Consider the following 14449-nt stretch of genomic DNA (forward strand, 5'->3'; position numbering starts at 1 on the left):
ATCGTTAAGCCAGTAGTTGTTTGATCGTTTGCTTCACCTGCAGCACGCGCGCTGCCAAATCAGGCATGGCGGCCGTGATGCGCAGCTTGTCCTGGCCCGCGAGCTTGATGTGGCGGTTCTTCTGGATCAGCGTGATGATCTTGATCGGATCGATCGGCGGCTTTTCCATGAACTGCAGGTTGGCCGCTTCGCCGTGGGCGTCGATCTTGACGATGCCGACGGTCTTCGCCGCGATGCGCAGGCGGTGCGTCTCGATCAGGGCCTTGACCTGTTCCGGGAGTTTGCCGAAGCGGTCGATCAGCTCTTCCTGCATGTCGTCGATCTTGCCCTGGCTTTCGCAGTTGGCCAGGCGTTTATAGATCGACAGGCGCTCGTGGACGTCGCCGCAGAAGTCGGCCGGCAGCAAGGCCGGCACGTGCAGGTTGATCTCGGTGGTGGTCGACAGCGGCGCGGCGAGATCCGGCTCCTTGCCGGCTTTCAGCGCGCGTACCGCTTCGTTCAGCATGTCCGAATACAGCTGGAACCCGATCTCGAGCATCTCGCCCGACTGGTTTTCGCCCAGCACTTCGCCGGCGCCGCGGATCTCGAGGTCGTGCATGGCGAGATAAAAGCCGCTGCCCAGTTCTTCCATCGCCTGGATCGCGTCCAGCCGGCGCTGCGCCTGCTTCGTCAGGTTCGACACGTCGTTCACCAGCAAATACGCATAGGCCTGGTGGTGCGAACGGCCGACGCGGCCGCGCAGCTGGTGCAGCTGGGCCAGGCCGAATTTATCCGCGCGGTGCATGATGATCGTGTTCGCGGTCGGCACGTCGATGCCGGTCTCGATGATGGTCGTGCACAGCAGGATGTTGAAGCGCTGGGCCACGAAGTCGCGCATCACCTTTTCCAGGTCGCGCTCGTGCATCTGGCCGTGGGCCACGCCGATGCGCGCCTCCGGCAGGAGTTCGCGCAGCATGGACAGGCGGTTCTCGATGGTCTCGACTTCGTTGTGCAGGAAGTAGATCTGGCCGCCGCGCTTCAGTTCGCGCAGGCAGGCCTCGCGGATCACGGAACCGTCCTCGCTGCGGACAAACGTCTTGATCGCCAGGCGCTTCTGCGGCGCGGTGGCGATGATGGAGAAGTCGCGCAAGCCCTCCAGCGCCATGCCGAGCGTGCGCGGGATCGGCGTTGCGGTGAGCGTCAGCACGTCCACTTCCGCGCGCAGGGCTTTCAGCGCTTCCTTCTGGCGCACGCCGAAGCGGTGTTCCTCGTCGATGATGACGAGGCCCAGGCGCGTGAACTTCACGTCGGGCGAGAGCAGTTTATGGGTGCCGATCACGATGTCGAGCGTGCCGTCGGCCATGCCCTTGATCGCGTTGTTGATCTCCTTCCCGGTGCGAAAGCGCGAGAGCTCGGCGATCTTCACGGGCCAGTCGGCGAAGCGGTCGGCGAAGGTCTGGGCGTGCTGCTCGGCCAGCAGCGTGGTCGGCGCCAGGATCGCGACCTGTTTGCCGCCCATGACGGCGATGAAGGCGGCGCGCAGGGCGACCTCGGTCTTGCCGAAGCCGACGTCGCCGCAGACCAGGCGGTCCATCGGGCGGCCCGAGGTCATGTCCTTGATGACGTTGGAAATCGCTTCGGCCTGGTCCGGCGTCTCGTCGAAGCCGAAGCTCTGGGCGAAGTTCTCGTAGTCGATGCTCGAGTATTCGAAGGAGTGGCCGGTGCGGGCGGCGCGGCGCGCGTACAGGTTCAGGAGTTCGGCCGCGGTGTCGCGCACCTGTTCGGCGGCCTTTCTCTTGGCCTTGTCCCACTGGCCGGAGCCGAGCGAGTGCAGCGGCGCGTCTTCGGGCGAGGTGCCGGAGTAGCGCGAGATCACGTGCAGCTGCGATACCGGCACGTACAGCTTGGTGTCCTTGGCGTATTCGAGGTGCAGGAACTCGGTCTCGCCTTCGCCCAGGTCCATCGAGACCAGGCCCATGTAGCGGCCGATGCCGTGGTTGATGTGGACCACCGGGTCGCCGATCTTCAGCTCGGACAGGTCGCGCACCATCGACTCGACCTGGCTCGAGGCTTCCTGCTTCTTCTTGCCGGCGCGCCGGCCCGAACCCGCATACAGCTCGGTCTCGGTGATGAAGGCGATGCAGCCGCTCGACTCTTCCAGTAGTTCAAAGCCGGCCTGCAGCGGCGCCACGCCCAGCGCGAGTTTCGCGTCGCTCGCGCGCATGCCCTCGAAACCTTCGACCGGCGTAACGTCGAAGTGGTATTCGTTGAAGTACTGCTGCAGCGTCTCGCGGCGGCCGTTCGATTCGGCGCAGATCATCACGCGGCAACTGGTCCGGGCGATGAAGGCGCGCAGCGGCGCCAGCGGGTCTTCGAGGCGGCGGTTCACCGCGATGTCGGGAATCGGCGCGGACAGCTCCGATGCCGGCGCGTTCGGATCGCGGCCGATGTTCCAGCGCCCGTGCGGCTTGGCGCAGGTGAAGAACTGTTCGCTCGACAGGAACAGCTCGCGCGGCTCGAGGATCGGGCGTTCGCGGTCGCTTTTGAGGAAGCGGTAGCGCGATTCGGTATCAAGCCAGAAGCGTTCGATGGCGGCATCGATGTCGCCGACCAGGGCCAGCGGGCTGTCTTCGGGCAGGTAGTCGAACAGGGTCGCGGTTTCTTCGAAGAACAGCGGCAGGTAGTATTCGATGCCGGCCGAGGCGATGCCGCTGCCGATGTCCTTGTACACTGGAGCCCTCGACGGATCGCCTTCGAATCTTTCGCGCCAGCGGCTGCGGAAGGCCGTGCGGGAAGCCTCGTCCATCGGGAATTCGCGGCCCGGGAGCAGGCGCACTTCCTTCACCGGATACAGCGAGCGCTGGGTGTCGGCATCGAAGGTGCGGATGGTCTCGATCTCGTCGCCGAACAGATCCAGCCGGTAGGGCAGGGCGGAACCCATCGGGAACAGGTCGATCAGGCCGCCGCGCACCGAGTATTCGCCGGGCGACATCACCTGCGACACGTGCGAATAGCCGGCCAGGGTCAGCTGGGCTTTCAGCTTCGCTTCGTCCAGGTTCTCGCCCTGGCGGAAGAAGAAGGTGTAGGCGGCCAGGAAGGATGGCGGCGCCAGGCGCACCAGCGCGGTGGTGGCCGGGACGACCAGCACGTCGCACTGGCCGTTGCGGATCTCGTGCAGCGTCGCCAGGCGCTCGGACACCAGGTCCTGGTGCGGCGAGAAGGCGTCGTAGGGCAGCGTTTCCCAGTCGGGCAGCAAATGGCATGCCAGTTTGCCGTCGGCGAACCATGGAACCTCGTCGAGCAGGCGCTGGCCGTCGCTGGCGTTGGCCACGACGACGGTGAGCATTTGTTTGTTCGCCTTGAACGCCAGGCCGGCGACCGCGAGTGCGTACGCATCGGAGGAGCCGGCCAGCGCTGGCAGGACGAAACGGTTACCGGGTTTCGGGAGGTGCTTTTTGAGGTCGAAAGGCATGCAGGCGTGCGGTGTCAGGTCGGGCCGTTGGGTCGTTCATTATAGACGAACCGACACCACGACGCCCCGCACGCGACGCTTGCTCAGCGGCGCCGTCCCGCTGCCAGTGCGACGCCTGCAAGGATGATGCCGAAGCCCACCGCGTGGTACAGGTGGGGCGCCTCGCCCAGCAGCGGCCAGGCGGCCAGCGTGGCGAACAGCGGGATCAGGTAGACCGACAGGCTGGCGCGCGCGGGACCTGCGATCATCACCAAGCGGTCGAAGCAGAAGTAGGCGCCCAGGCTCGGCACCACGGCCAGGAAGGCCAGCGCGATGTACAGGCGCGGATCGCTGAAGTTGGCAACAATGCCGAGCGAGGCTTCCAGCACCGCGAAGGGCGCCAGCACAAGCGCGCCGCCGCCGATCAGCGCGGCCAGCTTGACGATGCTCGGCAGCGGGGGCAGGGCCATGCGCTTGCCCAGCACCGTGTACAGCACCCAGCCGCTCGCGGCCAGCACCACCCACAGGTCGCCCGTGCCGAAAGCCATGCCGCCCAGCGCGGACAGGTCGCCTTTCGACAGCACGACCAGCACGCCGAGGATGGCCAGCAGCATGCCGCCGGCCTGCTTGCGGCTCAATGGCGCTTTCCACACCAGGGTTTCGAGCAGCATGACCAGTGCAGGGCAGGCCGCGAAGATGATGGCGATGTTGGCCGCGCTGGTATGGCGCGCGCCGATGTACTGGGGACCGACGGCCAGGCCCATGCCGAGCGCGGCCAGCAGCATCAGGCGCGGGAAGTGGGCCATGATCGCGTGGCGGTGCGTCCACAGGCGCGGACCGACGCTTGGGAGCAGCAGGGCGAAGGCCAGCGCCCAGCGTCCGAAGGCCAGGAACAGCGGCGGCAACGCCGCGCTCTCGGCCCAGCGGGCGACGACGAGGTTGGCGGCGAAGAGGGCGGGGGTGACCAACATGAGCGGCAGCTCGGTGTTGCGGGCGTCGACCCGAAGTCCAAGTCCTGCGCGAGATACTGCTTCCGACACGAATACTCCAGAATCCTGTTGCTGCATTGCAGGCAAAGAGCGCGTTCGGACGAGGAATCGCAGCGCTTTGTCCTATGTAAAAGGCGAACAAGGATTTTACTGCAGCGCACAAAAAATATTCTTTCGTTCACCCGGGCGATATGCGGATGTTGCGGATATTTCTGCTGTGTTTGAGGTAAAATGAAGAAGAATTATCTATTCAAACTCGTATAGACAGGAGGGGCTGTACATGAAGGAGGGAGTGCTCGACGAGATCGACAGGAAGATCCTGCGCACCCTGAGCCGCGACGGCCGGATCAGCAACCAGAAGCTGGCCGAGGCCGTGAACCTCTCGCCCACGCCCTGCTGGCACCGGGTGCGCGCGCTCGAAGAGAGCGGCCATATCAGCGGCTACGTCGCGGTGCTCGACCAGCGCACGCTGGGCGTGCCGGACACGGTGATCATCGAAGTGACGGTCGACCGCCACGACGACGAGATCTTCCAGGCGTTTTCGGACGCGCTGGCCGAGCTGCCGGAAGTGATGGAAGCTTACCTGCTGTCGGGGGAATACGATTACCTGATCAAGGTGGCGGTGTCGGGGACCGAAGGCTACGAGCGTTTCCTGCGCCAGAAACTCTACAAGCTGCCGGGCGTGCGGCACACGCGTTCGACGTTTACCCTGCGCTGCCTGAAGCGGACGGTGTCGGTTACGCCATGACCAAACCGGACCGCGGCGCCCGCACCGACGCCGCCGGTTTTGTTACGCCTTCTCGCGCAACATCAAAGCGACTTGTTCCATGTTGATCAGGTCGATCTTGCCATTGGCGATGTCGGCACCCGTCTGGGCGCACCACTTGATCCGCTGGGCGGGGACGCCGCGGTTGACGACGCCGAGGGTGTCGTAGGCGCTGCGCAGCGCGATGGCGTCGGCCTCGCTGCGCGGCGTCTTCGGGAAGTACTTCGCCAGCAGCACATAGGCACGCTTGACGACCGCGCCGTTGCGGTCTTCCCAGTCGCGGTACGCCTGCCGGTACAGCTGCGCGGATGCCGGATGGGCACGCGCGCACAGGCTGGCGGCTTCGCGCACGAGTGCGGCGTTATTCAGGGCAATGGTCATGCCCGGCGCCAGGCGCTTGCCGACTTCGTCCTGACGCGCCTGTGCTGCGGGCGACAGGGGCGCCGGTCCGCGCACGCCGGCCACCGCGCTGGCGTCATTATTTCGCTTTCTTGCGCAGCGCATCGAGCTCCATGCGCAAGGCCCCGCGATCGCTCTTGGCCTGCGCCAGCTGCGCCTGCACGTCCTTGAGCTCGGCAGCCAGGCTGTCGCGCGCGGTAGTGGCGCCGACCAGTTCCATCTCGGCCGCGAGGCGCGCATCCGATTGCGCCGCCTGGGCGGCGACGCTGCGCTCGAGCTGGGTACGCAGGTCGGCCAGCTGGGCATCCTTGCCGTCGATGGCCAGCTGGTCCTTGGCCTTGTTGACCAAGGCGTCCATCGCGACCTGGCGCGCATTGCGCAATTCGGCGTTGAGGCGTTCGATTTCCTCGGAGCGCTCCTCGGCGGCGGCCTGGGCCGCGTAGCGTGCGCTGTTGGCGCTGTCGAGATCGGCTTCGAGGCGGCTGCCGGCCTCGATCAGCTCGTCCATGTCGCGCTCCAGGCGCGCCATCGCTTCGCGCGGGCCGGCGCCGGCTTCCTCGGCATGCTGGCGCGCCCATTTGGCCAGCTCGGCGGCCAGCGCGGCCGGCAGTTCGACCGGCGCGGGCTCCGCCGGCTGCTCATGTTCGGCGCGCCAGGCGCGCAGGTGGCGGCCGATGGCGCTGGGGGAGGCGCCGTCGAGTTCCTCGACCAGCGCGTCGAGGGTCACGGGCGTGCCCGCTTTCTTCAGCTTGGCGGCCGCGGCGGCGACTTCGTCGTAGGTGATGTCCTGGCTGGATGAATCCGTGGTCATTGAGCGAAAAAGTTGTGGGTGACGCGCGCTATGATAAGCGAGCGATCGGCGAAGCTGGGCGGCTGCAAGGCTTGAAAGCGCCGGCCGGGACCGCCACCGGTACGCAGTGTGGCGTTATTGCCTCACTGTAATATTCTTGACATTGTCGGATCGCTTTCAATACAGGCAGAAACGACAACGCCAGCGGCGAGCGCTGGCGCAGGAAACAAACAGGCACGCCGCAGCGTACCCGGGCCGATCAGCGGCCGGTGCCGGTCGTGGCTGGTGGCGTGGTGGTGCCGGTCGTACCCGAGGTGCCGGTCGTGCCGGAGCCCCACGAACCCGAAGTGCCCGCAGGCTGGCCGGTGGTGCCGGTGGTCGGGGTGCTGCCGGTGGCGCCCGTGGTCGGATTGCCGCGCTCGGTCATGGCGCCGCTGCCGGTCGTGCCGGTCGAGTTGCTCATGCCCGAGGAGCTGCTCATGCCCGACGAGCTGGTGCCCGAGGAGCTGTCCATCGAGTTGGTCGATTTGCAGGCGGCCAGGCCCAGGCCCAGCGAGGCGGCGACGATGACGGTGGTGATGGTGCGTTTCATATTCTTTTCCCTCCATATTGGTTTGAGGTCTTCATCATGCGAGCGCACGTTTGCGGCCGCCATAGGAAGGAAGCGTCAATACGTGTAGGAGATACCGGACAGTTAATGTCCGGTGTGACCCGGAGTTAAGGGCCGGCCTCAGCGCTGTCCGGTGTTGCTCGGGGTGGTGTTGGCGGGCACCGCGCCGGTGGCGCTGGTGGAACCCTTGACGTCGGCATTCGCCGCCTCGGCGCCGCCGCTGGTGCGCGCCGTGCCGCCCGTGCCGCTGCCGGTGCCGCTGCCAGTCATCGCGCCGGCGCCTTCCGTCGATCCGCTGCTGTTGGTCCCCATGTTGCTGCAACCCGCCAGGCCGAGCCCGGCAACGAACAGCACGCAGGTAGTCAGATGCTTCATGGTCGCTCTCCCCTTGTGAACAGGAGTTCCATCATGCGGCCCGGCGCCGGGCGGCGCCATAGGCAATCGGCTGACCGATTTGTAGGACGGACCGGACAGCGTCAGCGCTGCGCGCCGAGCCACTCGACCAGCGCGGTCGACACCAGCGGGCGGCTGTAGAAGTAACCTTGCCCCTTGGCACAGAACTGGGCGCGCACGGCGTCGGCCTGGGCCTGGGTCTCGATGCCTTCGGCCACCGTGTTCATGCCCAGGCTCTGCGCCACCTTGACGGTCGCCTCGATCAGCACCCGGTGGTGGTGGCTGGTGTCGGCCTTGCAGACGAAGGAGCGGTCGATCTTGACGGTGTCGACCGGCAGCAGGTGCAGGCTCGACAGCGAGGAATAGCCGGTGCCGAAGTCGTCCAGCGCCAGCTTGATGCCGAGGCTTTTCAGTTCGTGCAGGCGCACCTGGATGTGCTCGTCCTGGGCGGCCAGGCTTTCCGTGACCTCCAGCTGCAGGCTGGCGGCGGGCATGCCGCTGCGCTCCAGCATGGCGGCCACCTTGGCCATCCAGTCGGGCTGGGCCAGCTGGGCGCGCGATAGGTTCACGGCGATCAGGCGCGGCGCCGCTTCGCCCAGCTGCTCGCGCCAGCGCATGAAGTCAAGGCAGGAGCGTTCCAGCACGAAGTCGCCGATGGCGTCGATCAGGCCGCATTCCTCGGCCACGCCGATGAAGTCGAAGGGCGGCACCAGGCCGCGCACCGGATGCTGCCAGCGCACCAGCGCCTCGACGCCGGCCGAGTAATCGGTCGAGCCGTCCGGGTTCAGGCCGACCACGGGCTGGTACATCACGAACAGCTGTTCCTCGGCCAGGGCCGTGCGCAGCTGGGCCTCGATGTCGGCGCGGCGTGCGGCGCGTTCGCGCATCGCCGCTTCGAACACCAGGTGACGGGCGCCGCCGGCACGCTTGGCTTCAACCATCGCGATGCTGGCGTCGCCGATGATGTCGTCGGCGCCGCGGCCGCCGTCCGCGCCGGCGTCCCAGAAGACGCCGATGCTGGCGCGGCAGGCCACCTCGTGGCCGTCGACCTGGTGCGGGCGCGCCAGAGCGTCGAGCAGGCGCAGGGCCAGGCGCTCGGCTTCGTCCGGGTGGCGCAGGCCGTCGAGCAGCACGACGAATTCGTCGCCGCCCAGGCGCGCCACCAGGCCGGCGCCGCCGGCGGCCGGATCGATGCGGCCATTGGCCGGCAGGCCGCCGGCGCGCATGCGGTCGGCCAGCGCCGCCAGCAGGCGGTCGCCGATGCCGGTCAGCAGGCGGTCGCCGGCGCTCTGGCCGAGGGTGTCGTTAATCTGGCGGAAGCGGTCGCAGTTGATGAACAGGAGCGTGAAGCGGTCTTCGCTGCCCGTGCGGTCGAGCAGGGTCTGCAACTGCTCGACGGCGGCGGCGCGGTTCGGCAGGCGGGTCAGGATGTCGGTGCGCGCCGCGCTGCGCAGGCGCCGGCGCAGGTTTTCCTGCTCGCGCTGGATTTCGAGCGTCGCGTCGGTGAGCGCCGCCATCAGGCGTTCCGGATCGAGCTTCAAGAGGCTGATCGACAGCACCTGCGGCGCACCCGGCGCGCTGTGGTCGGGGCCGAGCGGCACGCGCAGCGCTTCGCAGACCACGCCCGAGGGCTGGTCGAAGCTGTCGGCCATCTCCTTGAGCCGGGGTGCGACATCCTCGAGCGTGGCGAACAGGTTGTCCAGGCCGCCGTCGCGCGCGAGCGGCATCAGCAGGTTGGACGCCATCGGATTGAGCATCTCCACCGAACCCCTCAGGTCCGTTTGCACGAGGCCGATCGGGGCCCGGTACAGGAACTGCACCAGGGCCTCGTAGGCGTCGATCTGCTCAACCTGCATTGCGGCTTCGCTGTGGAGTGTTTGCATGTGTGCTCAGTTCCGGGTTCCAGGACGCGACGCGGTTGCGTCCGTCCGCCTTGGCCTGGTACAGCGCCTCGTCGGCGCGCTTGATCAGGAGGTCGATGCCGCCCGCGATATCGGTTTCGAACACGGCGACGCCGGCGCTGACAGTGTAGGCGATCTCGAAGCCGTCCGCCGCCACCAGCCGGGTCGAGACGGCCTGGCGCAGGCGCTCGGCGCTTTGCAGCGCCTGCTCGATGCCGGTCGAGGGCAGCAGCACGGCGAATTCCTCGCCGCCCAGTCGCGCCACGGTGTCGACCGCGCGGAAGGTATCGCGCAGCACGTTGGCCAGGTCGCACAGCACGCGGTCGCCGGCCGGATGGCCATAGCGGTCGTTGATGTGCTTGAAGTGGTCGGCGTCGAACACGATCAGGGCCAGCGCGCGCGGCGTGTGGGCGGCGCGCTCGAGTTCCAGTTCTGCCGCCTCGAAGAAGGCGCGCCGGTTGGCCAGCGAGGTCAGATGGTCGCAGAAGGCCGCCTGGCGGCGCTTCTCGGTGGCGGCGCGCTTGTCGCTGATGTCGCGCAGGATCAGGCAGTAAGCCGGAGCGCTCGGATCGTCGCCGAAGGCTTCGCGGTCGGGCAGTGGCGCGATCAGGGCGCTGCACCAGAACTGGCTGCCGTCGGCGCGCAGGCGCAGGCCTTCGTCCATGCTCCAGCCGTTGGCGTCGGCCTCGCGCAGGCGGTCGAGCAGGTGCTCGCCGGTCATCGCGTCGGGCGGATAGAAGATGGAGTAGGGCGAGCCGACGATGTGCTCGCCGAAGCCGGTGACGCGCGCGATGCTGTCGTTCCAGTCGCACAGGCGGCCTTCGCGGTCGACCGCGGCCAGCGCGTAGTCGCTGATGCGGGTCAGGATCGCGTTCAGCCAGGCGTCGCTCTGGCGCAGCTGGCGTTCGCGCCGCACTTCGGTCGTCACGTCCTGGATCACGGCCATGATGCGCGCGTCGTCGAGCTTCAGCAGGGTGAAGGAGAGGATCTGCGGCACGCCGCGGCGGTCTTCCGCGCGCAGGTGGATGTGCAGGCCCTCGAACACCATGCCCGTCGGGCGCGCGTACTGCGCGCACTGCAGGCGCAGGTCGGGCGCGACGCCCTCGAGCGCGGTGAACAGGTTCGTCAGGCAGCCGTCCGGCGACAGCGGCATCAGCAGCTGGGCCGAGATCGGGTTGATCATGACGATCTCGCCGTCGATGCCTGCTTGTACCAGGCCGACCGGCGCCAGGTACAGGAACTGCATCAGGGCTTCGTGTTCAGCGCGCAGGCTGTCCACGTCGTTGTGGAAGTCGATCACCGGCGCTGGACCAGGACGTAGCGGGTGGCGCTGTCGGCGCTGGCCAGCAGGCGCAGCTTGACCTTGATCGGACGCATGCGCAGGGTCAGCACGTAGTCGATGGTGTCGTCGAGTTCGGCAGCGTCGAAGGCGGCGTCCTCGAAGCGCTGGGCCACCATGAAGTTGTTCAGGCAGGGCGCGACGTTGGTGAACAGCGGCTCGCCGATCACGCGCTGCGGCGACAGGCCGGCGGCTTGCGATTCGAAGGCGTTGTAGCGCTGGACCTTGGCGTCGGCGTCGAAGCCGATCACGCCGAAGTCGAGGGCGTCGAGCTGCTCCGGGCTGCTGGCGTCGAGGATGTCGGCCAGGCCGCGCGTGTCGAAGGTAGGGGTAGCACTGGTCATGTGTCGTTCTCCGCCTGAAAATGAATTGATTGATTTGAGGAAACAAATGTTGGCATGTGTGCGCCCGAGTGTCAATCGTGTGTGCCACTTTCCGTCACAAATCGGCTGCGGTTGACAGAATAGCCGCCCCGCTGCACCATCGCCAGCCCCGATTCGTGTGAAAGAAACAATGGACGAGCTGCGGCATCCGGCCTGGTGGCGTATTGACGAAATTCTGGCGCGCCTGGTGCGCGACCTGCTTGCGGCCGAACTGGCGGCGGCGCGGCCGGGGCGCAGCCTGGCCCCGGCGCATGCCTGGCCTGAAGAGGTCGACCTCGCCGCCGATCTGGGCGCCGATTCGCTCGACCTGATGGGCGCCGCCACGGCGCTGGCCGACCTGCTCGGCTTTGCCCGCGCCGGCATGCAGGACGCCCTGCTGGCGCACACCCGGCTCGCCGACTGGATCGCCGCAGCCCGCGCCAGCCTGGCGCGCGACGACAGCGTGCTGACCTTCCGCACTTCGGGCAGTTCGGGTACGCCGAAGCGCTGCGCGCATCCGCTGGCCAATCTGTGGCGCGAGGTCGACGAACTGGCGCGCCTGCTGCCGGGCCGGCGCCGCGTGCTTGCCGCCGTGCCGGCACATCACATCTACGGTTTCCTGTTCACGGTGCTGTTGCCGCAGGCGGGCCAAGAGCCATTGCCCGTCATCGACCTGCGCGGCGCTTCGCCTGCGGCGCTTGCCGCGCAGCTGGCGCCGGGCGACCTGGTGGTGGGCCATCCCGATTTCTGGAATGCCGTGGCTGCATTGTCCCCGCGCTTCCCGGCGGACGTGGCCGGCGTCAGCTCGGGCGCGCCTTGTCCCGACGTGACTGCGGCCGCTTTGGCCGGCGGCGGGCTGCGCCTGCTGCAGGTGTATGGCAGCTCGGAGACGGCCGGCGTCGGCACGCGCGAGGCGGCCGGCGCGCCGTATCGGCTGCTGCCGTACTGGCGGCGCGGCGACGTGGAGAACACGATCGAACGCGGGGACGAGCGCGGGGTTGAGCGTTTTGTGCTGCAGGACCGGCTCGATTGGCAGGACGATCGGCACTTCCTGCCGAACGGCCGCATCGACCAGGCCGTGCAGGTCGGCGGCGCCAACGTGTATCCGGCCTACGTGGCCGAGGTGCTGGCCATGCATCCGGACGTGCGTGAAGCCGTGGTGCGCCCGATGCGCCCGGACGAAGGCGCGCGCCTGAAAGCCTTCGTGGTGCCGGCGGACGGGTACGTTCCTTCGATGCTGCGCGCGGAACTGAATGCCTGGATCGCCGAGCGCCTGACGCCGCCCGAGCGCCCGGCCGCTTATTCCTTCGGCCCCGCGCTGCCGCGCCAGCCGGGCGGCAAGCCGGCGGACTGGATCATCGACGCCTGGTCCTAGACGTGGCGGGAAACAGACGCTGCGCGCTATGTCTGTTTCCGCACTGAACGAAGCGATGCGAGCTCGTATGCTGGCAGTGCCGGCCGGGTAAATACGCCTGCCGGCTGACTACCGGAACGTACCAGATGAAGACCACGCCCAGCCCCGCCGATACCAACAATGCAATGCAAGGGGAGCAGGCGCCTCCCCGTGAACGACGCCGCGCGCCGCCCCTGTCGCTGGCCGCCTGGAAGCAGTTCGTCCATGTCGCCAAACCTTACTGGCTGGAAGAGGAAAGGGGCCGCGCCTGGTGCCTGCTGCTGGTCCTGATCGTGCTGATGCTGGTCGAGACCAAGGCGGCCGTCATGCTCAACGACCAGGCCGGCGAGATGACCTCGGCGCTGGCGGCCAAAGACGGCGGGCGCTTCTGGGGCTCGGTGCGGGCCTGCCTGCTCGTGCTGGCCTTCGCGGTGCCGGCCTACGCCTTCTATTACTACATGCGCGACGTGTTCGCCAACCAGTGGCGCCGCTGGCTGACCGGCCGCTTCCTCGACGGCTACCTGAAGGGGCGCAAGTACTACGCCCTCGGCGGCAACAGCGAGATCGACAACCCCGACCAGCGCATCAGCGAGGACGTCAACACCTTCACCGGCCGTTCGATCCACTTCCTGCTGATCTTCCTCGGATCGCTCATGCAGCTCGTCGCCTTCAGCGCCGTGCTCTGGTCGATTTCGCATACCCTCGTTGCCGTGCTCGCGGTGTACGCGCTGGCCGGCACCGTGATCGCGCTCTACGTGTTCGGCAATCCGCTGATCCGGATGAATTTCTGGCAGCTGCGCTGCGAGGCCGATTTCCGCTTCAGCCTGATGCGCGTGCGCGAAAACGCCGAATCGATCGCCTTCTACCGCGGCGAGGCGCAGGAGCGCGCCCACATCAACGGCAAGTTCGACAAGGTCATCCAGAACTATGCGCGCCTGATCAGGAAGCAGCGCTCGCTGAACCTGTTCCAGCGCACCTTCAGCCAGCTGACCCTGGTCCTCCCGGCGGTGATCCTGGCCGACGCCGTGCTCTCGGGCGAACTCGAGGTGGGACGCGCCATCCAGGCGGCCGGCGCCTTCACGGCGGTGCTCGGCGCGGTGGGCGTCATCGTCGACAACTTCGAGAGCCTGAGCCGCTTCGTGGCCGGCATCGACCGCCTGCAGGCCCTGTCGCGTCTCCTGCTGCCGGAGGCTCGGCACGACGCCGCCGCCGAGCAGGAGCCGTGCATCGCGCGCCGTCCCGGCGCGCATCTGGCGCTGGAAGCGCTGACCCTGCATCCGCCGCAGTCCGAGCGCGTGCTGATCAAGGGGCTGAACCTGGTCCTCAAACCCGGCGACGCGCTCTTCATCACCGGCGACAGCGGCTGCGGCAAGAGCTCGCTGCTGCGCGCGATCGCGGGCCTGTGGAGCCGCGGCAGCGGCACGATCCAGCATCCGCCGGCGGAGGACTTCTTCTTCCTGCCGCAGCAGCCTTACCTGCAGACCGGAAGCCTGCGCAGCCAGTTGATTTACCCGAGTGCGTCGTCTCGCCTCGATGATGAGCGTTTGCTGGAGATCCTCGACGAGGTTCACCTGCCGCACCTGGCCGAGCGCGTGGGCGGGCTGGATGCGGTGCAGGATTGGGAAAAGCTGCTGTCGGTCGGCGAGCAGCAGCGCCTCGCCTTTGCGCGTGTGCTGGTGCACGCGCCGCGCATCGTGATCCTGGATGAAGCGACCAGCGCCCTCGACGCCGGCAACGAAGCCTCGCTGTATGCGCGCCTGCGCGCCAGCGGGGCGACGCTGATCAGCATCGCGCATCGGGCGGCGGTGCTGCGGCATCATACGCATGTGCTGCACCTGAAGGGGGAAGGGGCGTGGGAGGTGCTGGAGGCGAAGGATTATCGGTTCGATGGGCCGGCGGGTGAGGTGTCGTCAGCGCGCGGTAATACCGTCGTGGCAATGGCGCATTGAAGACGCGCCGCGTGGTGTTCATCGGTTCCGCGTGGGCTCGGAGAGCCCACCCTACAACGGTGGAGCATCGTAGGGTGGGCTCTCCGAGCCCACGCGGTAGACCGGCGGATTTGACGCGGCGTCGAACC

At 67.5% G+C, this 14449-nt stretch carries 12 protein-coding genes; 3 read left to right on the forward strand and 9 right to left on the reverse strand.

The window, feature by feature from the left end:
* Nucleotides 1-4 precede the first annotated feature (4 nt).
* Nucleotides 5-3451, reverse strand: a complete 3447-nt coding sequence (gene mfd, locus ACFPQ5_RS08210; RefSeq protein ID WP_379753379.1) for a transcription-repair coupling factor — start codon at nt 3449-3451, stop codon at nt 5-7.
* Between the two features lie 83 nt (nt 3452-3534).
* The gene (locus tag ACFPQ5_RS08215) at nt 3535-4401 is read right to left on the reverse strand and encodes a DMT family transporter (RefSeq protein WP_379753382.1); all 867 of its coding nucleotides are present in this window, start codon (nt 4399-4401) and stop codon (nt 3535-3537) included.
* Nucleotides 4402-4699: 298 nt separating this feature from the next.
* Between ACFPQ5_RS08215 and ACFPQ5_RS08220 the strand changes: the two genes are divergently transcribed.
* Nucleotides 4700-5167 (forward strand): Lrp/AsnC family transcriptional regulator, encoded by a 468-nt coding sequence (locus ACFPQ5_RS08220; RefSeq protein ID WP_379753385.1) that lies wholly within the window; start codon nt 4700-4702, stop codon nt 5165-5167.
* Nucleotides 5168-5209: 42 nt separating this feature from the next.
* Here the strand turns inward: ACFPQ5_RS08220 and ACFPQ5_RS08225 are convergent, their stop codons facing one another.
* The 7 genes from ACFPQ5_RS08225 to ACFPQ5_RS08255 all read right to left on the reverse strand — a co-directional run bounded on the left by ACFPQ5_RS08225 (nt 5210) and on the right by ACFPQ5_RS08255 (nt 10961).
* Nucleotides 5210-5689, reverse strand: a complete 480-nt coding sequence (locus ACFPQ5_RS08225) for a hypothetical protein (RefSeq protein WP_379753388.1) — start codon at nt 5687-5689, stop codon at nt 5210-5212.
* Nucleotides 5664-6395, reverse strand: coding sequence for a DNA-binding protein (locus ACFPQ5_RS08230; protein WP_379753391.1), 732 nt, complete (start codon nt 6393-6395; stop codon nt 5664-5666). The genes ACFPQ5_RS08225 and ACFPQ5_RS08230 overlap by 26 nt, the downstream gene beginning before the upstream one ends.
* Nucleotides 6396-6633: 238 nt before the next feature.
* On the reverse strand, nt 6634-6966 hold the full coding sequence (locus tag ACFPQ5_RS08235) for a hypothetical protein (RefSeq protein ID WP_379753394.1): 333 nt from the start codon (nt 6964-6966) through the stop codon (nt 6634-6636).
* 138 nt (nt 6967-7104) lie between these two features.
* Entirely contained in the window at nt 7105-7359 is a 255-nt protein-coding gene (locus ACFPQ5_RS08240; RefSeq protein ID WP_379753397.1) for a hypothetical protein, read from the reverse strand.
* Nucleotides 7360-7460: 101 nt separating this feature from the next.
* Nucleotides 7461-9260 carry a putative bifunctional diguanylate cyclase/phosphodiesterase gene (locus ACFPQ5_RS08245; RefSeq protein ID WP_379753400.1) on the reverse strand — a complete coding sequence of 600 codons (1800 nt, stop codon included), beginning with the start codon at nt 9258-9260 and terminating at the stop codon, nt 7461-7463.
* Nucleotides 9223-10578 (reverse strand): sensor domain-containing diguanylate cyclase, encoded by a 1356-nt coding sequence (locus ACFPQ5_RS08250; protein WP_379753403.1) that lies wholly within the window; start codon nt 10576-10578, stop codon nt 9223-9225. The genes ACFPQ5_RS08245 and ACFPQ5_RS08250 overlap by 38 nt, the downstream gene beginning before the upstream one ends.
* On the reverse strand, nt 10575-10961 hold the full coding sequence (locus tag ACFPQ5_RS08255) for a phosphonate transporter (protein ID WP_379753406.1): 387 nt from the start codon (nt 10959-10961) through the stop codon (nt 10575-10577). Before ACFPQ5_RS08255 ends, ACFPQ5_RS08250 begins: the two co-directional genes overlap by 4 nt.
* Before the next feature lie 157 nt (nt 10962-11118).
* Here ACFPQ5_RS08255 and ACFPQ5_RS08260 point away from each other — a divergent pair, with 157 nt between their 5' ends.
* Together ACFPQ5_RS08260 and ACFPQ5_RS08265 are read left to right on the forward strand one after the other, a co-directional pair.
* Nucleotides 11119-12354, forward strand: coding sequence for an AMP-binding enzyme (locus ACFPQ5_RS08260; protein WP_379753409.1), 1236 nt, complete (start codon nt 11119-11121; stop codon nt 12352-12354).
* Nucleotides 12355-12479: 125 nt separating this feature from the next.
* The gene (locus ACFPQ5_RS08265; RefSeq protein WP_379753412.1) at nt 12480-14321 is read left to right on the forward strand and encodes an ABC transporter ATP-binding protein/permease; all 1842 of its coding nucleotides are present in this window, start codon (nt 12480-12482) and stop codon (nt 14319-14321) included.
* The last annotated feature ends 128 nt before the right edge of the window (nt 14322-14449 follow it).

The organism is Massilia suwonensis, from assembly GCF_042655665.1.
GTDB classification, from domain to species: Bacteria; Pseudomonadota; Gammaproteobacteria; order Burkholderiales; family Burkholderiaceae_D; genus Telluria; species Telluria suwonensis.